Here is a 20,556-nt window from a genome sequence, read left to right on the forward strand (position 1 = left end):
CCGGTCCCATCCAAAAACATCCCATACCGCGCCGGGCGCCGTTTAATGCGACGCCGCCTTTGATCCACCTTGGCAGGGCGGTGACTCGGGTGCGACGCCGCCTTTGGCGAACCATTCCTCCGGGGTCCAGGTATGCAAGGCGATGGCGTGGAGTCCGCCTTCAAGCTCGCCGCTCAGGGCGCGATTGAGGAGACGGTGGCGGGCGACCAAGGTCTTGTCGGCGAAGGTCTCGCTGACCAACAGGATCTTGAAGTGGGATTCGGCACCGGTGGGCACCGAGTGCATGTGGCTTTCGTCGACGACCTCGAGATACATGGGGTCGAAGGTGTTCTTCAAGGTGTCTTCGATGCGTGATTTTCTGTTCATCTGGGCTCCGGCTCGGATTGCCCTTGCGGGCATCTCCACAGCAGTTATGGCCCGTTCTGTGCCGAAACAAGCGTCGATGCCGGTGATGTGTCCGCGGTCGACCCGACCGGATTCCGACGTCTAACCGTGTTGTTCCGACAGGCGATCGACGATGGCTTGATGACCGGCCTCGCGTGCGTGGTGCGCCGCCGAGCGCCCCGCGAAGTCCTCGAGTGTGCGGTCGGCGCCGTGGCGCAGCAGGATCTCGACGGTCGCGGCGTGGCCTTTGCCGGCGGTCCAGATCAAGGCCGTCCAGCCTTCGGTCTGCTCCTGGTGATCGATCATGGCGCCTTTGCGCAAGAGTAGATCGACGATCGGTGCGTGATTGTTCGAGGCCGCCAGCATCATGGCCGTATAGCCGCCCTTGTCTTGGGCGTCGATGTCGGCACCGGCCTCGAGGAGGCGCTCCACGACATCGAGGTGCCCGTAAAGCGCGGCTTTCATGAGTGGTGTCCAGTCGCAGCTGTCGCGTACGTCGACCTTCGTCGACGGCTTCAGGAGCGCGTTCAAGGCGGAGAGATCACCTCGCTCGGCAAGGTCGAGCAGTGCCGAGCCATCTGCTTCCCGGGTCGGGTCCGATTGGTGAAAGGCGGCGAAGGCGACGAGGATCGCGATCGCGACGAGGGCGAGGATGCGGATGAGGATGTTCATGACCGGCCATTGTCCTGACCCGGACTCGGTCGGCCAATGCGAATCGGCAACCGAGGTGCGGACTCGAAGATCATGCCGATGTTTGCCGCGGACGGCAGATCATCGGTGCCGTCTCAGAGAAAGGTGACTCCGACCTGGAAGAGCCGTTCGACCTCGGGGATCCGCGCCTTGTCCTGAAGGAAGAGGATGACGTGGTCTTCCGGGGCGATGACGGTGTCGTGGTGCGCCATCAGCACCTCGTCGCCGCGGACGATGGCGCCGATGCTGGCGCCCCGCGGGAGCCTGATGTTCTCGATACTGCGCCCGATCACCTTACTCGAGGTCTCGTCGCCGTGGGCGATGGCCTCGATCGCCTCCGCCGCGCCGCGCCTCAGCGAATGCACGACGACGACGTCGCCGCGCCGGATATGCTTGAGCAGGCTGCCGATCGTCGCCTGCTGCGGCGAGATGGCGATATCGATCGCCCCGGATTGCACCAGCTCGACATAAGACGGGCGGTTGATCAGAGCCATGACCTTTCTGGCGCCCAATCGTTTTGCGAGCATTGCCGAGAGGATATTTGCCTCGTCGTCGTCGGTGACGGCGCAGAAGACATCGGTGTTCTCGATATTCTCTTCCAGGAGCAGATCGCGATCCGCCGCGTCGCCGTGCAGCACGATCGTCTTCTCGAGATTCTCAGCGATGCGCTTGCAGCGTTTCAGATCGCGTTCGATGATCTTGACCCGATAGTTGATCTCCAGCGCCCCGGCAAGCCGGGTGCCGATATTGCCGCCGCCGGCGATGATCAGGCGCTTGTATGGACGATCCAGGCGCCGCAGCTCGCTCATCACCGAGCGGATGTGCTTGGGCGCGGCGACGAAGAAGATCTCGTCGTCGGCCTCGATGACGGTATCGCCTTGGGGCTCGATGGCGCGATCCTGGCGGTAGATGGCCGCGACCCGGGCCTCGACCTTGGGCATGTGCTCGTGCAGGGTGCGCAGCTCGTGCCCGACCAAGGGCCCGCCGTAATAGGCCTTGACCGCGACCAGCCGGATCCGCCCGCCGGCGAAGTCGAGCACCTGCAGGGTCCCGGGGTTTTCGACCAGACGCAGGATGTACTCGGTGACCAATGCCTCCGGGCTGATCGGAAAATCGATCGGCAGGGCATCGGTACCGAACAGCTTGGGTTGATCGAGAAAGCTCTGCGCCCGCACCCGGGCGATCTTGGTCGGAGTATGGAAGAGCGTGTAGGCGACCTGACAGGCGACCATATTGGTCTCGTCGCTGTTGGTCACCGCGATGATCATGTCGGCGTCTTCCGCGCCCGCACGGCGCAGTACGTCCGGGTGCGCGCCGTGGCCCAGGATGGTACGCAGATCGAAGCGGTCCTGCAGCTCCCTGAGCAGATCCGGGTTGTGATCGACGACGGTGATGTCGTTCGCCTCGCTGACCAGATTGGCGGCCACCGAGGTGCCGACTTGTCCGGCACCGAGAATAATGATCTTCATTTAAGCCGCGTCCGGAGTCTTCGTTGTATGGCGTGGCGTCCCTCGGCCTCGTTGTTCCACCGAGCGATCGGCGCGAGGCGGCTCAAGATAAAGAAATAAAACACTTGACGTGCGCCAATGCCAAGGTCTGCAGATGCGCTGCAGCGCTAGTCCAGGTGCCGCGCTGAACATGTCCCCGGGGGCGCACGTCAACGCCGCTCCTTGATCTCGATCCCCAGCGAACGGAGCTTGCGGTAAAGATGCGTGCGCTCCATTCCGGCCTCCTTCGCCATCTTGCTGACGTTGCCGGTGTGCTTCTCGAGTTGGTAATCGAGATAGGCCTTCTCGAACTGCTCGCGCGCTTGGCGCAGCGGCTGATCGAAGGAGACCAGACCCTCCAGTGCCTGCCCCTGGGAGGGCGGCGGTGCGCCGAGCGCGGACTCGACCTCCTTCTGACCGATCTCGTCGCCGGCACCTAAGATCAGGACACGCTGCACCAGGTTTTTGAGCTCGCGCACGTTGCCGGGCCAGCTGTAGTTGCGCAGATAGTTCTGGGCACCCACGCTGAAGCGGCGATAGGGCAGCTTCTCGTGGGTCGCGAAATAGTCGAGATAGAAGTTCAGCAGATCGGTGACATCTTCGGCGTGGTCGCGCAGCGGCGGGATGTTCAGCGGGACGACGTTCAGGTGATAGAAAAGATCCTCGCGAAACCGCCCGGCACGCACCTCCTCTTCGAGATTGCGCTGGGTCGCGGCGATGATCCGCACATCGATGCGCACCGGCTCGGTGCCCCCGACGCGGATGAAGGATCCGGTATCCAGCGCGCCGAGCAGCTTGGCCTGCGCATCCAGCTCCATGTCGGCGACCTCGTCGAGCAGCAGCGTTCCGCCCGCGGCCTTTTCCAGATTCCCGTAATGGGTGTGCTCGCCGTCCTCGGTCCCGAAGAGCTCGCGCGCGGCGTTGCCCCCGGCGAGTGTAGAGACGCTCAGATCCACGAAAGGGCGCTCGCGGCGTGCGCTCTGTGAATGCAGGTAACGCGCGAAGGTCTCCCGACCGCTGCCGGCGTCGCCGGTGATCAGCACCCAGGTGTCGTGCAGGGCGATGCGTTTGACCTGCTCGCGCAGCCGTTGCAGGGTCGCGCTGCGCCCGATAGGCTCGTGCACCTGGGGTGCGCGACGTTTGAGACCGATGTTCTCCTTCTGCAGCTTGTCGGCCTCCAGTGCCCGCTCCACGGTGAGCAGCAGCTTGGCCATCGAGAGCGGTTTTTCGAGAAAGTCGTAGGCGCCGAGCCGCGTCGCCTCCACGGCCGTCTCCACGGTGCCGTGACCGGACATCATGATGACCGGGCAGGGCAGACCGTCTTCCTCCTCCGACCACTCGCGCAGCAGCGTGATGCCGTCCAGATCGGGCATCCAGATGTCGAGCAGGATCAGATCGGGGCGGCGCTCGCGCAGCGCATGCCGTGCGGACTCGCCGTTTTCCGCGCTCGCCACCGCATAGCCCTCGTCCTCGAGGATCTCCTGCACGAGACCCCGGATGTCGGGTTCGTCGTCGACGACCAAGACGTGCGTTGCACTCATAGCTTTTCGTCCTGTTCTCGGCCTTGGATCGCGTGCCTGGTCCCCTGCCGGATCGGCAGGCGGATCCGAATCAGCGCGCCATGACCCGTATTCTCGACCTTGATGATACCGCGGTGCTCTTCGACGATCTTCTTGACGATCGCCAAGCCAAGACCGGTCCCTTTTGATTTGGTGGTGACATAGGGCTCGAAGAGGCGTTCAAAGAGGTGCTCCTCGAACCCGGGCCCGTTGTCGACCACCTCCAGCTCGACGAGCGGTGTGCCGTTCTCGCGCACAAGGCGCGTCGTCACGGCGATGCGTGCGTCGGGGCGTCCGTCCATCGCCTCCTGCGCGTTCTTGATCAGATTATGAACCACTTGACGCAAGCGCAACGGATCGCCGCGGACCTGGACCCCGGGCGCACCCAGAGCGACCTCGAGTGCGCTCGTGCCGGCGCTGCGATACAGGTCCAGCACCTCTTGGGCGAGCCGGTCGAGCTCCAGGGGCTCGGCCCGGATATGAGGTGTGCGGGCATAGTCGGAGAAATCGTTCACCATGGCCTTCATCGCCTCGACCTGCTGGACGATCGTCCGAGTCGAGCGATCGATGATCTTCGCGTCCGCCTCGTCGGCCTTGGCGAGCAGCTTATGGCGCAGGCGCTCCGCCGAGAGCTGAATCGGCGTCAAGGGGTTCTTGATCTCGTGGGCGAGGCGCCGGGCCACCTCGCCCCAGGCCGCATTGCGCTGTGCGGTGATCAGGGAGCTGATGTCGTCGAAGACCACCACGTGACCCCGTTGCTCGCTGTCCGGCAGGGGCAGCGAGCTGCCGCGGCACATCAGGGTCTGACGCGTCTCGCCGCGATCGAGCTCGATCTCCGCACGCCAATCCTCCCCGGCGAGGATATGGCCGCGCACGGTCTCGGTCCAGGGCGTGAGCCAGGGCAGCTCGCGCTCCACGCGCGCGAGCTCCGGTTGCTCGTCCGCGGCAAAGGCAAGCGACAGGATCTGACGCGCCGCCGGGTTGGAGGTCCGCAGCCGCTGATCGGCATCGAAGGCGATGACCCCGGACGACAGTCGTCCCAGGACGGTTTCCAGATAGTTGCGTTGGGTCTCCACCGCCTGCTGGCTGCGGTTCGCGGCATCCCGTGCCCGAGCGATCCGGCGCGTCATCGCGTTGAAGGAGGCGACCAGGAAGGCAAGCTCGTCGTCGTGCTTGGGCAGCGGGAGCTGTTGCTCGTAGTCGCCCTCGGCGATCGCGCGTGTGCCGCGGGCGATGTCCGCGACCGGCGCGACGAGACGCCGTGCGATATGAAAGGCGGCGATCACCGCGGCCATGACGCCGAACAGGAGCACCAATGAAAGGGTCAGGGAGAAGCTCAGCTTCAATGACTGGCGCAGATAGGCCAGCTCGGTGTAGCGATTGTAGGCATCCTCCAGGCGCTCCGAGAGCTCGGTGATGCGCGCCGAGGTCGGGAAGATCGCCTGCATCTGCATGTCCCGCCCGAGCGGATCCTGCACCAACACCCGTACGATCAGCTCCCCGCCGAGGTCGCTTTCCAGGCCGACATAGTTGTTGCCGGCGCGCACGCTTTGCTGGATCTCGCGCTCGGCCTGATTCGGAACCAGCTGGGTCGGGTCCTCGTTGGCGTTGCCGAGCACCTGACCTCCGGTGGTGTAGACGGTCAGCTCGATGGCGCCGGCCTGACGCCGCAGATTGTTCAGGCTGAGTGCGATGGCGGTCGAGGAGCGATCCTCGATCCCGGCGATGAGCTGCTCGGTGTAACGCGACAGCACGCGCTGATTGAGATCGAGCGAGGCCTGATTCAAGACCAGCGCGTCCTGCATGGCCTGGCCGATGTCCACGTCGAACCAACTGTCGATCCCGCGCAGCAGAAACCCGAGCGAGAAGTAGTAGACCACGCCCACCGGCAGCAGCGACACCAGCACGAAGAGCACCAGGATACGCGCGGTCAGGCGCGAGCCGGCCGCCTGATGGCGGTAGCGGCGCACCAGCTTCACGATGTTGACGATGACCAAAATGGCGAGCGCGCCCAGGCCGACCAACACCACCGAGAGCAGCGGCACGAAGGCACGGCTCAGGGTCTCGGAGTTCTCCACCGCATCGCGCATCAACACCAGAACGACGAAGAGCGCGAGGATCAAAGCCGCGACCGGCAAGGCGCCGAGTCCGCGCAGACGTGCTAAGGCGTTAAAGGCCACTTGCTCCACCCGCTGGAGAGCTTCCAGGCCGGTTTCAGGTAAGCCATCGGACGCAGCGGGAGCGGAAGCTCTTCGATGTCGAGCGAGGCCCGGATCTGGACCTCGTAGTCGGTGTCGTCGTCGAGACTCGACGCGCCGATCAACGACAGATCGAGGATCTCGCCGAGTGCGCGAATCGCGGCATCGCGGCTGACGAAGCTGCGGCCCTCGGTGCCGGGAAGTCGATAGACCTCGTAGCGCTCCGAGAGTGGTTTGTAGCGAATGGCGTAGCGCAGCTGAAGATCCAGTTGGCTGTCTTCCCAGAGCCAGGCACCGACCCGACGGATCTGAATCTGCACCAGGATGGTCAAAGGTACGCCGTTCTCGAGCGCCTCGAGCGCCTCGGTGCTGAAACGGTAGTCCAGCAAAGCGTTCATGAAGAAGATGTCGTCGAGGAGTCGCGTCTCGACCTGCTCGACCCGCAGCCCGTCCCTGGCCGCGCCGAATGCGACGCTCGCCAACAAGAACAGGGGTGCCAGCATCAGTGCCGCCGGAAGGAACCGCCGTAGATGGTGCGCGAGTCGCCCGGTCATGACGCCGGCCGTTCGATCAGCGCGAAATAAAAGCCGTCGTTGGCCCCGTCCTGCGGAAGCAGTTGGATGCCGTGCGAGAGCGCACGGCCCCGGCTCGACGCGATCGGACACTCGCGCGCATCCGGATGGCGCTCCAGGAAGGCGGCGATCCGGTGCTGGTTCTCCTCCGCGATCAAGGAGCAGGTCGCATACAGCAGCCGCCCGCCCGGGACGAGCAGCGGCCAGGCCGCATCGAGGATCCGATCCTGCAAGGCGCACAGCGCCGGGATGTCCGTGTTGCGTCTCAGCCATTTGATGTCGGGATGGCGACGGATCACGCCGGTCGCGGAGCAGGGCACGTCGAGCAGGATGCGATCGAAGGGTTTGGCGGTCCAGCTGCCTCTCGGCTCGGCCGCGTCGCCGAGTGCGACCTCGGCGCTCAGGCCCAGTCGCGCGAGTGTGTCGCGGATCGATTTGAGCCGTGCCGGGGCGTTGTCGAGCGCCAGCAGATCGAGCCGGTTCTCGGCACGCTCGAGGATGCCCGCGGTCTTTCCGCCGGGTGCTGCGCAGGCGTCGAGGACACGCTGTCCGGGGTGCGCATCCAGCAGATCGGCTGCGAGCTGGGCGCCGCCGTCCTGCACCGAAACCAGTCCGGCCTCGAAGCCGGGCAGCGCGTGGGTCGGGCGCGGCTGGTCGAGCGTCAGGCCCATGTCGCAGCCGGGGATGGGCCGCGCCGTGATGCCGGCAGCGGCGAGCGTGCCGAGGTAGGTCCGCCGGTCGGTGCGGGTGCGGTTCACGCGCAGACTCATGGGCGCGCGGGCGTTGCTGGTCCGCACGATCTGCTCCCAATCCTCCGGCCAGTTCTCGCGCAGGCGATCGAGCAGCCAATCCGGAAAGAGCCAGCGCACGGCAGGCTCTTGATCGACCTCGGCCAAGAGGGCCTCGCGCTCGCGCAGAAAGCGGCGCAGCAGTGCGTTGACCAGCGCTGCCTTGTCGGGCTTGCCGATGAGTCGGCTGGCCTCGACCGTGGCGGCAACCGCGGCATGGTCGGGCGTGTCCATCGCGATGAGCTGATACAGGCCGATCAGGATCAGCGACTCGAGATCCTTGTCCGCGGGCTTGACCGGGTGATTGAGCAGACGCGCGACCAGCGCCTCCAGACGCGGCAGGGTACGCAACGAGCCGTACACCATCTCCTGCGTGAGGGCGCGCTCGGCGGGCGCCTGCGAGGCGAGGCGGGCGTCTTCAAGCACACGCGTGAGCGACTGGCCGCGAGCGCGCACGCCGAAGAGTGCCAGCGCGGCGGCCGCACGGGATTCGGCACCGACGGGATGTCTTGCCGGACGAGTGGCCTGCGGCCGGCGCTCAGCCAAGCCGAACGCCGTCCATCGAACGGGCATTGAGGAAATCCGCGGCCGCCATCGCCCGCTTGCCGGGCGGCTGGAGACGGACGATGCGCACGATCCCTCGGCCGGTAGCGACCTCGATGCCGGATTTGTCGGCACCGATCACGGTCCCGGGCGCGGCGTGTGTTGCACGGTCGGTGTCGATCTCGGCGTCCCAGATCCGTAGGGTCTCGGCGTCGAGGCCAGTCTGTGCGACCGGCCAGGGGTTGTAGGCGCGGATCATGCGTCCGATGATCTCGGCGGGTTGGTGCCAGTCGATGATGGCCTCGTCCTTTGTCAGTTTGTGTGCGTAGGTGACCTCATCCTCGGCCTGCGGCTCGGGAATCAGCGATCCGTCGACGATGCCCGGCAAGGCATCGATCAGTGCACCGGCGCCCAGCGCGGCGAGTCGGTCGTGCAGATCCGCTCCGGTGTCGCGCGCTCCGATCGGTGTAGCCACGCGATGATAGACGGGGCCGGTATCCAGCCCGGCCTCCATGCGCATGATACAGACACCGGTCTCGGCGTCGCCGGCGAGTAAGGCGCGCTGGATCGGCGCCGCACCGCGCCAACGCGGCAGCAGCGAGGCATGGACGTTTACGCAGCCCAGGCGGGGTGCTTCCAGCACGGAGACCGGCAGGAGCAGCCCGTAGGCCACGACCACCATCAGATCGGCCTGGAAGGCGGCCAGACGCGCGACGGCCTCAGGATCTTTCTTCAGACTCTCGGGTTGGATCACCGGTAGATCGCGCGTCAGGGCGAGCGCCTTCACCGGGCTCGCCTGGAGATGCCGGCCGCGCCCGGCCGGTCGGTCCGGCTGGGTGTAGACGGCAACGACCTCCAGCGGCGGGCATCCCGGATGCGCAGCAGTCGCATCGATGAGCGCGGCAAGGCTCGGAACGGCGAAGTCGGGCGTTCCGGCAAAGATGATTCTCAGTGGATTCATCGCGCCCGATCGCCGCTTGCCCAGCCTACCGATCCGATCCGCATCACAACACACCTCGACGCTGCTCGGGCTCGCTCGCGGCGTGACGCTGCTCCTTTTCGAGCCTGCGGCGAATGCGTTGGCGCTTGAGCATCGAGATGTGATCGACGAAGAGCTTGCCGTCGAGATGATCAATCTCATGTTGGATGCAGACCGCCAGCAGGCCGTCGGCGTCGAGCGTGAAGGGCTCGCCTGCGCGATCCAGCGCCTGGACACGTACCCGCTCCGCGCGCTTGACCGTCTCGAAGAAGCCGGGGACGGACAGGCAGCCCTCGTCCATCTCCTCTTCGCCTTCGCGCGAGAGGATCTCGGGGTTGATCAGGCACAGGGGCGTGTCGTGGTTCTCGGAGACGTCGATCACCACGACCCGGCGCGGTACGTTGACCTGGATGGCGGCCAAGCCGATGCCGGGTGCGGCATACATCGTCTCGAGCATGTCGTCGACCAGCTGCACGATCTCGGCATCGACGCGTGCGACCGGAATCGCCTTGCGGCGGAGTCTTGGGTCCGGGAAGGTCAGGATATCGAGCTTTGCCATCGGGATGTCGTCTGGATCTGTTCTCGGAGATCTCGTCTCTCGGGGGATCTCGTCTCTCGCGTGACGGCATCTCTCTCGGCGAGCTTGTCCCGCGAGAGATCGGCGACGCAGACGGCGAGTCGGGAGCCGAGTAGAAGGGGTCGGGGCGCATGCGTTAGTATCCACATCATACTACACCCCGAATTGGGGCCGGGTGAATCCCGTTTCGAGCATCCGGGAGGTCCGATGCGTGCTTTGACCGTTCGTTTTGCCCTCGGAGACGTCGTTCTCGGCGCACTGATCGGTCTGCTCGCCATGGCGCCGGCGTCGACGGTGCATGCGCTCGAGCTTGTCGAGGACGCACCCGAGCTCTACGACGTACGCCCCGGCGATACGCTCTGGTCGATCGCCGGGCGTTATCTGCGCGACCCCTGGCTCTGGCCCGAGATCTGGTACGCCAACGACGAGTCGGGCAATCCCGATCTCATCTACCCGGGAGAACGGCTGCGTCTGGTTCATGTCGAGGGTCGGCCGCGGGTCGTGCGCGACACCGCGACAGGGGCGAGTGGCGACATGCGTGTCGTGCGCTTGAGTCCGCGGGTGCGGGTCAGCGCGCTCGAGGCCCCGGTGCCGATGATCCCGGTCGCATCCATTGCGCCCTTCCTGACCCAGTCCCGGGTGGCTGAGTCGGACGCGATCAAGCATGCACCCTATGTCGTGGGTTTCGCCGACGATCGCACCATCGCCGCACCCTCGGACGAGGTCTTCGTGCGTCGTATCGATACGACCGCGGTCAGCGAGTTCGAGATCCTGCGCCCCGGCGATGCACTGCGCGATCCGGACACCAACCGCATCCTCGGCTACGAGACCACCTTCGTAGCCAATGCCGTGCTCGAGCGCGTCGGAGATCCCGCGATCCTGCGCGTGACGCGATCCGAGCGCGAGGTCTCGATCGGCGATCGCGTCATCCCGGCCTCGCTCGAGGCCCCTCTGGAGAATTTCTTCCCGCGCCCTGCGCCGGCCGGGATGCGCGGTCGTATCCTCTCGGTGATGAACGGGGTCTCCCAGATCGGTGGCTACGACATCGTGACCCTCAATCGGGGGTCGCACGACCGGCTTGCGCCCGGCCACGTCCTGGAGGTCTTTCGCGGCGGGGAGCCGGTGCGCGACAAGGTCCGAGACGGCGGCATGAACTGGGACTGGAAGCGCGACGGGCCTCGGACCAGCGAGTTCTGGCTCGGCAACGACTATTCGGTCAAGGGCTGGAGTGAGAGTCCGACGGGCTCGAGCGAGCCGATCCCCCTGCATGCCGAAATCGGTCGCGATCGCGCGACCTATATCCGCCCGATGCAACGCGTCGGCCTGCTGATGGTCTTCCGAAGCTTCGACCGCGTGAGCTTCGCCCTCGTCCTGGATGCCAAGCGGGCGATGAGCGTCGGCGATCGGATTGCCCCTCCTGCGCCGTGACGGACCCACAGACACCGTGAGCGTCTCCTCGGATTCGGTCGCGGATTGGATCGTTCTCATCTCCGCCCCCGGCATCGGTCCGCGCACCGCGACCCGCTTGCTCGAACGCTACGGCGCGCCGAGGGCGGTCGTGGATGCCGCGCGACAGGATCTCGCCGCAGCCGGGATCGCGCCCGAGGCGATTGCCGCGCTCAAACAGCCGGACACGGCGGCGCTCGAGCGGATCCTCGCCTGGGCTGATCAGCCCGATGCCTTTATTCTGACCCGCGCGGATACCCGCTACCCGCCGCTGCTCGCCGAGATCCCCGACGCCCCGCTGCTGCTTTACGTGCGCGGCGACCCTGCGCTGCTCGCCGAGCCGCAGATCGCGATCGTCGGCAGCCGCAATCCAACCCCGTCGGGCCTCGAGATCACCCGCGACTTTGCCCGGCGACTCGCCGCCGATGGCCTGTTGATCACCAGCGGCTTGGCGCTCGGTGTCGACGGCGCTGCACACGCGGGCGCGCTGGAAACGGGGCGCACCATCGCCGTTCTCGGCACGGGTCCGGATCTGGTCTACCCCGCGATGCATCGCGATCTGGCCCGGCGCGTCGCCGAGCGCGGCGCACTGGTGAGCGAGTTTCCGCCCGGTCAGGGTCCGTCGGCGCGGAATTTCCCGCGGCGCAACCGGATCATCAGCGGACTCTCCGTCGGGGTTCTGGTCACCGAGGCGGCGCTCAAGAGCGGCTCCTTGATCACCGCACGCTTTGCCCTCGAGCAAGGCCGCGACGTCTTTGCCGTGCCCGGCTCGATCCGCAATCCACTCTCGCGCGGCAGCCACGCACTGATTCGCGACGGTGCGAAGCTGGTCGAGGATCCCGGCGAGATCCTCCTCGAGCTGGCCCCGATGCTGCGCAATCTGCTCTCGGCCTGTCCCGGCGATGCGCCCGCCGAGGACCGCGCAGTGGCCGGTCGCGGCGGGGACGGGGCGCTGGATGCGGACTACCGCGCCTTGCTCGATGCGATGGGATTCGACCCCGTGGCGCCCGACGAGCTGATCGCCAGCACCGGCCGCTCGGCGCGCGAGGTCTCGTCCATGTTGTTGGTCCTGGAGCTGGAGGGTCATGTATCATCCGCACCTGGAGGCCGCTTTTGCCGGCTCGGTTCTTAAGCGGAGACTTCCGGGGTGCCCCCGACGGAACGCCTGACAGGAATACCCGTGCAGTGCGCCCCCGTCAGCCTGCGGGCTGACGCCGCCCATGAGGTTGGCTGATGTACGAAAACATGGTCGATGTGCTGATCTATCTCTACGAGAACTACATGGACGGCGACGGACAGCCTCCGGCCGATCAAGGTGCGCTCGAGGACGAGCTTTCTCAGGTCGGCTTCACCCCGACGGAGATCGAGAAGGCACTGCTTTGGCTCGACGAGCTGGCGGCGGGTGTGGATGTCCCGCAGTATCACGACCATACCCTCGGCTCCATCCGCGTCTACAACGCAGCGGAGACGAGCAAGCTGGATGTCGAGGCGCGCGGTCTGCTGCTGTTCCTGGAGCAGAACGGGATTCTGGACCCCGTCAGCCGCGAGTTGGTGATCGACCGCTTGCTCGCGATCGATCACGCCCTGGTCGGGCTCGACGAGGTCAAGTGGGTCGTCTTGTTGGTCTTGATGAACCGACCCGGTCGCGAGGATGCCTTCTCGCAAATGGAGGATTTGGTGTACAACGACGAGCCGGTTTACCTGCATTGAACCGCCATTGAACCGCGTCAGGCATGACCTGCTGCCTTGTCGAGTCGGCGCTGCGTCGCACGCCTAAGCAGGCGTTGGAGTCGACGCGGTTCAAGGTATCAGGCGATTTCCGGGAATCACCATCCCGACTGCGCAGAGGATCGGCCGGCAGTGACGCCGACGGTCGTCGCGAAGCAGCGACACCCCCCGGGATAGACGACTTGCAGTCGCCCTCTTCAGCCGGCCCGACGGCCCGCAGTGTCGCGGTCAACGCGACGTACTCGAGAACCGCGCTGAACGCGCTTCGGCACCGATTTCCGTTTTGCTCATGCGTTCGCGATCTACCTCTCCTTTCAGGCGTTGCCTGGCGCGACGGTCGTGCGAGCGAGGCCTCTGGAAGAGGACAATTGCAAGTCGCCTGCCGACCTCCGGGGCAGCTCGCCGAGACCTGAATTTCCATCCGACCGGCCCTTTCGGCGCCGACCCTCTCTTCGCCTCCCCTTGACGCGCCGATGCGAACCGGGTTTACCCTAGAGACACTGATCAGCTCGCTTGCAGACATCATGAATCTCGTCATCGTCGAATCTCCGGCCAAGGCCAAGACCATCAAGAAGTACCTCGGACCTGACTTCGAGGTGATCGCCTCCTATGGTCATGTCCGTGACCTGGTGCCCAAGGAGGGCGCGGTCGATACCGAGCACGGCTTCGCGATGAAATACCAGATCATCGATCGCAACGAGAAGCACGTTCAGGCGATCGCCAAGAAGCTCAAGGAGGCCGATACTCTCTACCTGGCGACCGACCCGGACCGCGAAGGCGAGGCCATTTCCTGGCATCTCTACGAGCTGCTGAAGAGCCGCCGCCAGATCGGCAAGCGCCCGGTGTTTCGTGTGGTCTTCAACGAGATCACCAAGCGAGCGGTACAAGAGGCGGTCGCCAACCCGCGCGAGCTGTCTTACGACCTGGTCAACGCCCAGCAGGCGCGTCGTGCCCTGGATTATCTGGTTGGCTTCAACCTCTCGCCCCTGCTGTGGAAGAAGATCCGACGGGGTCTTTCCGCCGGGCGGGTGCAGAGCCCGGCGCTGCGTCTGATCTGCGAGCGCGAGGACGAGATCGAGGCCTTCGTCCGCCAGGAGTACTGGTCGATCGAGGCCGATGCCGCCAAGGATGCACGTCGCTTCACCGCCAAGCTGGTCGAGTTCGAAGGCGAGAAGGTCGAGCAGTTCACCGTCGTCGACGGGGGGCGCGCCGCGACCATCCAGGCGACCCTCGAGCAGGCCGCCGCCGGCACGCTCAAGGTCGAGGAGGTCGAGCGCAAGCAGCGCAAGCGCAATCCCGCGCCGCCCTTCATCACCTCGACACTCCAGCAGGAGGCCGCGCGCAAGCTCGGCTTCACGGCTCAGCGCACCATGCGCGTGGCCCAGCAGCTCTACGAGGGCGTGGATGTCGGCGGCGGGCCGATCGGCCTCATCACCTACATGCGCACCGACTCGGTGAATCTCGCGCAAGAGGCGTTGGACGAGGTCCGCGCCTATGTCACGGAACGCTTCGGTGCCGATCATCTGCCCGAGCAGCCGAGGTTCTACAAGACCAAGGCCAAGAACGCCCAAGAGGCGCACGAGGCGATTCGCCCCACCTCGGTCTATCAGGTCCCCAAAGAGATCCGCGCCCATCTCAGTGCGGATCAGTTCAAGCTCTACGAGCTGATCTGGAAGCGCACCCTCGCCTGCCAGATGGCACATGCGCTCATCAATCAGGTTGCGATCACCCTGAGCGTCGGAGCGGGCAATCGCTTCCGTGCGACCGGCTCGACGGTCGCCGAGCCCGGCTTCATGAGCGTCTATCTGGAAGGGCGCGACGATGCCAAGGGCGCCGACGACGACGAGGAGCGCATGCTCCCCGAGATGAAGGCCGGAGATCGGGTGGATCTGCTCGCCATCCGCCCCGAGCAGCATTTCACCGAGCCGCCGCCGCGTTACTCCGAGGCATCGCTGGTGAAGGCACTGGAGGAATACGGGATCGGTCGCCCCTCGACCTACGCCTCCATCATCTCCACACTTCAGGATCGCGAATACGTGGTCCTGGACGCCAAGCGCTTCCTGCCGACCGACGTCGGGCGGGTGGTGAACCGCTTCCTGACCGAATATTTCACATCCTACGTGGACTACGATTTCACCGCGCGTCTCGAGGACGACCTGGATGCGGTCTCGCGCGGCGAGGGCGAGTGGATCCCCCTGCTCGAGCAGTTCTGGAAGCCCTTCAAGGAGCGCGTCGACCACACCGAGGCGTCGGTCAAGCGCAGCGACGTCACCCAGGAGCGCATCGACGAGACCTGCCCCAAATGCGGCGGTCAGCTGTCGATCCGGCTCGGACGCAACGGGCGCTTCATCGGCTGCACCAACTATCCCGAGTGCGACTACACGCGCGACCTCAACCCCGACAAGGCCGAGGCGGATGCACCCGAACTGATCGAGGGCCGCACTTGCCCGCTCTGCGACTCCCCACTCGAGATCAAGCGCGGACGTTACGGCAAGTTCATCGGCTGCAGCGCCTACCCGACCTGCAAGCACATCGAGCCGTTGGAGAAGCCCGAAGACACGGGCGTGACCTGCCCCAAATGCACCAAGGGGACGCTGCAGAAGAAGAAATCACGCAAGGGCAAGATCTTCTATTCCTGCTCGACGTATCCCAAATGCGACTACGCGGTCTGGGATGAGCCGATCGCCGAGCCTTGCCCCAAGTGCGGCTGGGCGGTCTTGACGATCAAGACCACCAAGACGAAAGGGGCCTTCAAGGTATGTCCTCAAAAGGAATGCGGTTTCCGGGAGGCGATCCCGGAGGATCACGCCGAAGATGCGGCCGAATCGGCGTAGGTTGTGCCGGGCCGGAGCGAGGCACGACAGCCCCGCTCAGCCGCCCGTTGCCGACATGAAGCGGATGATCTTCTCCGGGCGCTCCCCGAACTCATGGCGCTCGGGTTTCAGCGCGATGGCGCTTCGCAGATGGGCGATCAGATCCGCCTCCCCGATCCCGTCGCGCAGCAGCGGCCGCAGCGCATAGCTGTTCTCTTGGCCCAGGCATAGATAGAGGGTGCCGTCGACGGTCAGGCGCACACGATTGCAGGTCTCGCAGAAGTGCTGCGAGATCGGGGTGATGAAGCCGATCCGGGTCTCGGTGGCCCCGACGCGGTAATAGCGCGCGGGGCCGCCGCCGGGCAGGATGTCCGGGATCAGCTCAAAGCGCTGCTCGAGACGTCTCCGCACGCTCTGCAGATCCAGGTAGTGCTCCCGAGCGCCGCGGCCGGTCGCGCCCATCGGCATGGTCTCGATCAGACGCAGCGTGAAACCCTTCTCCGCGCAGTAGTCGAGGATGTCTTCGATCTCCGCGTCGTTCACGCCGCGCATCACGACCGTATTGACGCGAATCGGCGCGAAACCGACCTGGCGGGCGGCAGCGATCCCGCGCAGCACCCTCTCGAGATCCCCTCCCGTGACCTCCTTGAAGACCTCCGGGCGCAGGCTGTCCAGGCTGACGTTGAGGCGACGCACGCCGGCGCGGTGCAGCGGCTCGGCCAGCACATCCATGCGGGTGCAGTTGCTCGAGATGGAGAGGTCGTCGAGGCCGGGCAGGGCGGAGAGACGCTCGGCGAGTTCCGGCAGATTCCGGCGCACCAAGGGCTCGCCGCCCGTGATACGGACATGTCGGACCCCGAGTGCCGTGAAGGCGGCGACCACCCGACCGATCTCCTCGAAGGTGAGCCAGTGCTCCGGCTCCTCGAAGCCCTTGAATCCCTTCGGCAGACAGTAGCCGCAGCGCAGGTCGCAGCGGTCCGTGACGGAAAGCCGCAGATAGGCGATGCGTCGGCCGAACGGGTCGGTCAGGGTTTGCTCGTTCATGCGATGTGATCCGGTGGATGCAGGAGAAGGCACCCGAGGTTCATCGCTCGGGCGCGGCGAACACAAACACAAACCGAACGTGTCGGCTCGGATCCAGGGTCATGGGATCCCCGTCCCGGGGCGGCTTCGAATCAGCGCCAGAACACCGGCACCGAGGCAGAGGGCAAAGCCGAGCAAGGCCCAGTTCGCCAACGACAGGCCGAGAATCAGGGCGCCTTCGTTCTCGCAAAAGCCAGTTGCCATGAACAGCGCCGGTGCCTGTTCGCCGAGCCACTCGACCCACTGCTCGATCAATCCGGGCGCGCCCGCCACACAGGAAACGCTCCCCGGCGGCTGCATCTGAAGCCAGCTCTGGTAGGCCGCGACACCGATTCCCGTGGCCGCGATCGGCAGGGTCAAAGCGCCGAGCAGGTGCCCGAGAACAGCCGCTCCCGTGCGTCCCGTGCCCAGCGAGGCTCCGAGCGCCAGCACCGCGAGCACCATGAAGAGCAGGCGTTGGAAGATGCACAGATGACAGGGATCCAACGCGAGCCAGTCGGTCATGACAAAGCTCGACGCAACCGCGATGGCGCAACCGCCGGCCGTCAAGCCCCAAAGCAGGCGAGGGGACGGGCCTGTCATTTCGATGCCTTGCAGGCAGGGCGGGCGGAGAACGTCATCAGCTGAACCATCCCTCGACCGTCTTGCGATCCGGAACCCCGCCGGCATGCACCACCTGACCGTCGATGACCACACCGGGTGTCGACATGACGCCGTAACCCATGATTCGGCCGAGATCCTCGACCTTCTCGAGGGCGATCTCGGCGCCCTTCGCCTTCGCGGCCTCTTCGACCACCTTGTAGGTCGCTTTGCAGTTCGCGCAGCCTGAACCCAAGATCTTGACTTCTTTCATAGCACTGCTCGTATCCTTTAGGTGATTTCCGGGAAAGCAACCAACATGTCGGGACAACGCGGCGACTTCAGTCGCCCCGTCGGCACTGGAGACATCCCCGCCCTCAATACTCGTTCCGCGAGTTCCTCTCAAGCCCGACTCCCGGGAATCGCAGCGCATTCTACGCCAATAGATTGAAGCCGTAGCCGACCAGGATGAAGGCCACGGCCAGGACACCCGCATAGAGCGCCAGTCCGGGCCAGCGGATGACCTTGCGCAGGATGATCATCTCGGGCAGCGAGAGCGCGGCGATGCTCATCATGAAGGCCAGCGTGGTGCCGATCGCAACACCCTTGCCCAGCATGGCCTCGGCAACCGGGATCACCCCGGTCGCGTTGGAATAGAGCGGGATTCCGAGCAGAACCGCACCCGGGACCGCCAGCCAATTGTCGGTCCCTCCCAGGTGCTCCACGACCCACTCCTCCGGGACGTAGCCGTGGAAGAGTGCGCCCACGCCGATGCCGAGCAGCACCCATTTCCAGAGACGCCGCAGGATCTCACGGACCTCGCCCATGGCGTAGCGATGGCGCCCGGCCAGCGAGGTATCCGGCTCGGGCATCTTCAGCTCGCCCATGTGGATCTGCCAGACATAGGGCTCGACCCAGCGCTCGGGTCTGAAGCGCTCCATGACGAGGCCTCCGACATAGGCGACCGTCAACCCGGCGGCGACATACATCAGCGTCACCTCCCAGCCCAGGATCCCGATCAAGATGACCACCGCGACCTCGTTGATCATGGGGCTGGCGATGAGGAAGGAGAAGGTCACGCCGAGCGGGATGCCGGCCTCGACGAAGCCGATGAAGAGCGGCACCGACGAGCAGGAGCAGAAGGGCGTGACCGCGCCCAACCCGACCGCGGTCGAGCGCGCCGCCCATTCGGGTTTGCCGCGCACATAGGCGCGCACGCGCTCGGGCGAGAGGAGCGCCCGGAACAGCCCCATGACATAGATGATGATGACCAGCATGAAGAAGATCTTCGTCGTGTCCATGACGAAGAAATGCAGCGCAGCGCCGAGATGGCTCGCCGGGTCGATACCCAGCAGACGGTAGACGAGGAGATCGCCGAGTGTATCGAACACCGAGGTGCGCCTCTGTGGCGTTGATCATTGGCGTCTACTCTATACGATTTTCCGTATATCTGGATTGTGCGATGTCACGAACGGCCGGATCCCGACGCTCGTGATTGCGGCTTTGCGGATCACAACTCTCCGGTCGCACCGCCTTGCATGATCGCCCGGATGGTGTCGCGGACCTTCAGCGAGGAGGCCTTGAGCTCCTCGGGAAGCTCCCGACCGCCGTGGATCATCATGTCCAGGTTCATGCTGTAGAGCGTCAGGCGCCCCTCCTTGTCTTCGACCAAGGCGATGCGGCAGGGCATGAAGCCGCTGTACTCGTTGCGATACTCGAGCATCTGTCGACCGACTCGGGCATCGCAGAAGGAGAGAAAATTGACGTAGCGATAGGACTCGCCCGTGATCGCCTCGATCTGCTTATAGAAAGGCGATTCGCCGACAAAGAGCAGGTTGCGCGAGACCGCGATGCTTTTCATGGACTCGATGACGTCGTCCGGGCTCAGTCCTTCCTCGACCGGAATCGCCCACATCATGGCCACGCCTGGATCGCCGGTCGAGAGCAGGCGCGAGGCGAACTCGCCGTAGACGCGTGGATATTCGGGGTCGAACTCACCGAGGATCGGGGCGACGCGCCAAGACAAGACGCCGACCCCGACAAGGGTCAAGAAGCCGATGACGGCCAGCAGGTTGCGAACGATCTTCACTGCAAATCCCCCGTGATGATGTCGGCCGCCTCGTGAACGGCTCGATCCGTGGTGTCGTGCCGCGGACGCGGCCGCCGTCGGGTCAGGGCTCGGAGACAAGCGGTGCAGCGTCATCGAGCGCGGTGCGGTCAGGACGCGTCTATACCGAGCGCACGTCGGTCGGCTTGTTTCCGACCTGTTGATCGTCGATTGTACCCATCACCGGCGTCTCGGGCGACGCCCGGATCCGTTCGCAGCCCGATCGAGGGCGACGTCAGCCCGCTACGCTCGCCGCGCTGGCGTGCGCCGGGCTCGGCAATCGGGTCGTCGAACACGAAGGCCGCCAAGCGATCCACCGAGGGGATCAGGATGGTCCGCCGCTCGATCGCGACCAGACCGCGATGGGCCAGCTCATGGAGTTCGCGCGAGAAGGTCTCGGCACTGATGTTGAGGTTGGATGCAATCAGCGCCTTGGCCGCCGGCAGGACCACGACCGCGCGATCGCCCGAAGCGCAGCTGCAGCGACCCTGCTTGATCAGGAAGTCGGTCAGCCGCTGACGCGCCGTCATCAGGCAGCAGGCTTCCAGATCATGGATAAGCCGATGAACATCCCCGGCGACCAGCTTGAGCATGACGGCCGCGACCTCGGGCCATTCGGCGATGGCCGTGTGGATGCGCTCGCGTCCGACCACGAGGACCCGACTCTCGCAGATCGACTCGGCGAAGACCGGGTAGGGCTCATCCAGCAGGACGGCCGCGACACCGAAGACTCGGCCGGGTTGGAGGATGTCCAGCACCCGCTCGGCCCCCAGGGGGGAGAGCGCGGCGAGCTTGATCCGCCCGTCCAAGAGACACTGGAAACCGCTCGCGTGGCTGCCCTTCTCGCAAATGATCTGACCCCGTGTCGCCGTGCGCAATTGACTGCCGCCGGCGATGAAGCGGGCGGGCGCGTCGCCGAGTGCGGCAAAGGCAGGGACGTCGCGCAGGTAAGGCAGGAAATTAAAGGCGCGGTCGATATCGTTCATCGCTTGAGTCTATCGACCGAGTCATTTACAACAAGGC

Annotated in this window: 19 protein-coding genes; 4 read left to right on the forward strand and 15 right to left on the reverse strand. The window is 65.4% G+C overall.

The window, feature by feature from the left end; all coding sequences use genetic code 11:
- Positions 1 to 42: 42 nt before the first annotated feature.
- From B4N44_RS01010 to def, 9 genes are all read right to left on the reverse strand, one after another.
- Positions 43 to 366: a BolA family protein gene (locus B4N44_RS01010; RefSeq protein WP_296695853.1), complete on the reverse strand. Its 324-nt coding sequence runs from the start codon at positions 364 to 366 to the stop codon at positions 43 to 45.
- A 120-nt stretch (positions 367 to 486) separates the two neighbouring features.
- Entirely contained in the window at positions 487 to 1,056 is a 570-nt protein-coding gene (locus B4N44_RS01015; protein WP_296695856.1) for an ankyrin repeat domain-containing protein, read from the reverse strand.
- A 113-nt stretch (positions 1,057 to 1,169) separates the two neighbouring features.
- Positions 1,170 to 2,543: a Trk system potassium transporter TrkA gene (gene trkA / locus B4N44_RS01020; RefSeq protein WP_296695857.1), complete on the reverse strand. Its 1,374-nt coding sequence runs from the start codon at positions 2,541 to 2,543 to the stop codon at positions 1,170 to 1,172.
- 188 nt (positions 2,544 to 2,731) lie between these two features.
- A complete protein-coding gene (locus tag B4N44_RS01025) occupies positions 2,732 to 4,102 on the reverse strand; it encodes a sigma-54-dependent transcriptional regulator (RefSeq protein ID WP_296695859.1) in 1,371 nt (456 codons plus the stop codon).
- Positions 4,099 to 6,300, reverse strand: coding sequence for a sensor histidine kinase (locus tag B4N44_RS01030; RefSeq protein ID WP_296695862.1), 2,202 nt, complete (start codon positions 6,298 to 6,300; stop codon positions 4,099 to 4,101). The genes B4N44_RS01025 and B4N44_RS01030 overlap by 4 nt, the downstream gene beginning before the upstream one ends.
- The gene (locus tag B4N44_RS01035) at positions 6,282 to 6,821 is read right to left on the reverse strand and encodes a DUF4390 domain-containing protein (protein ID WP_296695864.1); all 540 of its coding nucleotides are present in this window, start codon (positions 6,819 to 6,821) and stop codon (positions 6,282 to 6,284) included. Before B4N44_RS01035 ends, B4N44_RS01030 begins: the two co-directional genes overlap by 19 nt.
- Positions 6,822 to 6,868: 47 nt before the next feature.
- Positions 6,869 to 8,251 (reverse strand): 16S rRNA (cytosine(967)-C(5))-methyltransferase RsmB, encoded by a 1,383-nt coding sequence (gene rsmB / locus B4N44_RS01040; protein WP_296695867.1) that lies wholly within the window; start codon positions 8,249 to 8,251, stop codon positions 6,869 to 6,871.
- A complete protein-coding gene (fmt, locus tag B4N44_RS01045; RefSeq protein WP_296695870.1) occupies positions 8,217 to 9,182 on the reverse strand; it encodes a methionyl-tRNA formyltransferase in 966 nt (321 codons plus the stop codon). The genes rsmB and fmt overlap by 35 nt, the downstream gene beginning before the upstream one ends.
- Before the next feature lie 43 nt (positions 9,183 to 9,225).
- Positions 9,226 to 9,759, reverse strand: a complete 534-nt coding sequence (gene def, locus B4N44_RS01050) for a peptide deformylase (protein WP_296695872.1) — start codon at positions 9,757 to 9,759, stop codon at positions 9,226 to 9,228.
- 225 nt (positions 9,760 to 9,984) lie between these two features.
- On the opposite strand from def, the gene B4N44_RS01055 reads away from it, so the two are divergent.
- From B4N44_RS01055 to topA, 4 genes are all read left to right on the forward strand, one after another.
- The gene (locus B4N44_RS01055) at positions 9,985 to 11,205 is read left to right on the forward strand and encodes a LysM peptidoglycan-binding domain-containing protein (RefSeq protein WP_296695874.1); all 1,221 of its coding nucleotides are present in this window, start codon (positions 9,985 to 9,987) and stop codon (positions 11,203 to 11,205) included.
- Between the two features lie 16 nt (positions 11,206 to 11,221).
- The gene (gene dprA / locus B4N44_RS01060; protein ID WP_296695877.1) at positions 11,222 to 12,355 is read left to right on the forward strand and encodes a DNA-processing protein DprA; all 1,134 of its coding nucleotides are present in this window, start codon (positions 11,222 to 11,224) and stop codon (positions 12,353 to 12,355) included.
- A 101-nt stretch (positions 12,356 to 12,456) separates the two neighbouring features.
- Entirely contained in the window at positions 12,457 to 12,933 is a 477-nt protein-coding gene (locus B4N44_RS01065; protein ID WP_296695880.1) for a DUF494 family protein, read from the forward strand.
- Between the two features lie 542 nt (positions 12,934 to 13,475).
- Complete coding sequence (gene topA / locus B4N44_RS01070) at positions 13,476 to 15,785, forward strand: type I DNA topoisomerase (protein WP_296695884.1); 2,310 nt, start codon at positions 13,476 to 13,478, stop codon at positions 15,783 to 15,785.
- 36 nt (positions 15,786 to 15,821) lie between these two features.
- On the opposite strand, the gene moaA is transcribed toward topA, so the two are convergent.
- The 6 genes from moaA to B4N44_RS01100 all read right to left on the reverse strand — a co-directional run bounded on the left by moaA (position 15,822) and on the right by B4N44_RS01100 (position 20,519).
- Complete coding sequence (gene moaA / locus B4N44_RS01075; RefSeq protein WP_296695888.1) at positions 15,822 to 16,808, reverse strand: GTP 3',8-cyclase MoaA; 987 nt, start codon at positions 16,806 to 16,808, stop codon at positions 15,822 to 15,824.
- Between the two features lie 99 nt (positions 16,809 to 16,907).
- A complete protein-coding gene (locus B4N44_RS01080) occupies positions 16,908 to 17,429 on the reverse strand; it encodes a disulfide bond formation protein B (RefSeq protein ID WP_296695891.1) in 522 nt (173 codons plus the stop codon).
- A gap of 37 nt (positions 17,430 to 17,466) precedes the next feature.
- Positions 17,467 to 17,700 (reverse strand): thioredoxin family protein, encoded by a 234-nt coding sequence (locus B4N44_RS01085; RefSeq protein ID WP_296695894.1) that lies wholly within the window; start codon positions 17,698 to 17,700, stop codon positions 17,467 to 17,469.
- A gap of 160 nt (positions 17,701 to 17,860) precedes the next feature.
- The gene (locus tag B4N44_RS01090; protein WP_296695897.1) at positions 17,861 to 18,817 is read right to left on the reverse strand and encodes a permease; all 957 of its coding nucleotides are present in this window, start codon (positions 18,815 to 18,817) and stop codon (positions 17,861 to 17,863) included.
- Between the two features lie 119 nt (positions 18,818 to 18,936).
- Positions 18,937 to 19,515 (reverse strand): DUF302 domain-containing protein, encoded by a 579-nt coding sequence (locus B4N44_RS01095; RefSeq protein WP_296695900.1) that lies wholly within the window; start codon positions 19,513 to 19,515, stop codon positions 18,937 to 18,939.
- Positions 19,516 to 19,643: 128 nt separating this feature from the next.
- Complete coding sequence (locus B4N44_RS01100) at positions 19,644 to 20,519, reverse strand: Crp/Fnr family transcriptional regulator (RefSeq protein WP_296695904.1); 876 nt, start codon at positions 20,517 to 20,519, stop codon at positions 19,644 to 19,646.
- Between the last annotated feature and the right edge of the window lie 37 nt (positions 20,520 to 20,556).

This window comes from Thiocapsa sp. UBA6158 (assembly GCF_002423035.1).
Lineage (GTDB): Bacteria > Pseudomonadota > Gammaproteobacteria > Chromatiales > Chromatiaceae > Thiocapsa.

Bases quoted from the DNA above. Each gene is read 5' to 3' on its own strand.
- B4N44_RS01100 (WP_296695904.1), bottom strand. From the start codon at position 20,519: ATGAACGATATCGACCGCGCCTTTAATTTCCTGCCTTACCTGCGCGAC.
- topA (WP_296695884.1), top strand. From the start codon at position 13,476: ATGAATCTCGTCATCGTCGAATCTCCGGCCAAGGCCAAGACCATCAAG.
- trkA (WP_296695857.1), bottom strand. From the start codon at position 2,543: ATGAAGATCATTATTCTCGGTGCCGGACAAGTCGGCACCTCGGTGGCC.
- B4N44_RS01080 (WP_296695891.1), bottom strand. From the start codon at position 17,429: ATGACAGGCCCGTCCCCTCGCCTGCTTTGGGGCTTGACGGCCGGCGGT.
- B4N44_RS01025 (WP_296695859.1), bottom strand. From the start codon at position 4,102: ATGAGTGCAACGCACGTCTTGGTCGTCGACGACGAACCCGACATCCGG.
- B4N44_RS01085 (WP_296695894.1), bottom strand. From the start codon at position 17,700: ATGAAAGAAGTCAAGATCTTGGGTTCAGGCTGCGCGAACTGCAAAGCG.
- B4N44_RS01055 (WP_296695874.1), top strand. From the start codon at position 9,985: ATGCGTGCTTTGACCGTTCGTTTTGCCCTCGGAGACGTCGTTCTCGGC.
- rsmB (WP_296695867.1), bottom strand. From the start codon at position 8,251: ATGCCCGTTCGATGGACGGCGTTCGGCTTGGCTGAGCGCCGGCCGCAG.
- B4N44_RS01065 (WP_296695880.1), top strand. From the start codon at position 12,457: ATGTACGAAAACATGGTCGATGTGCTGATCTATCTCTACGAGAACTAC.
- B4N44_RS01010 (WP_296695853.1), bottom strand. From the start codon at position 366: ATGAACAGAAAATCACGCATCGAAGACACCTTGAAGAACACCTTCGAC.
- def (WP_296695872.1), bottom strand. From the start codon at position 9,759: ATGGCAAAGCTCGATATCCTGACCTTCCCGGACCCAAGACTCCGCCGC.
- B4N44_RS01015 (WP_296695856.1), bottom strand. From the start codon at position 1,056: ATGAACATCCTCATCCGCATCCTCGCCCTCGTCGCGATCGCGATCCTC.
- moaA (WP_296695888.1), bottom strand. From the start codon at position 16,808: ATGAACGAGCAAACCCTGACCGACCCGTTCGGCCGACGCATCGCCTAT.
- B4N44_RS01035 (WP_296695864.1), bottom strand. From the start codon at position 6,821: ATGCTGGCACCCCTGTTCTTGTTGGCGAGCGTCGCATTCGGCGCGGCC.
- fmt (WP_296695870.1), bottom strand. From the start codon at position 9,182: ATGAATCCACTGAGAATCATCTTTGCCGGAACGCCCGACTTCGCCGTT.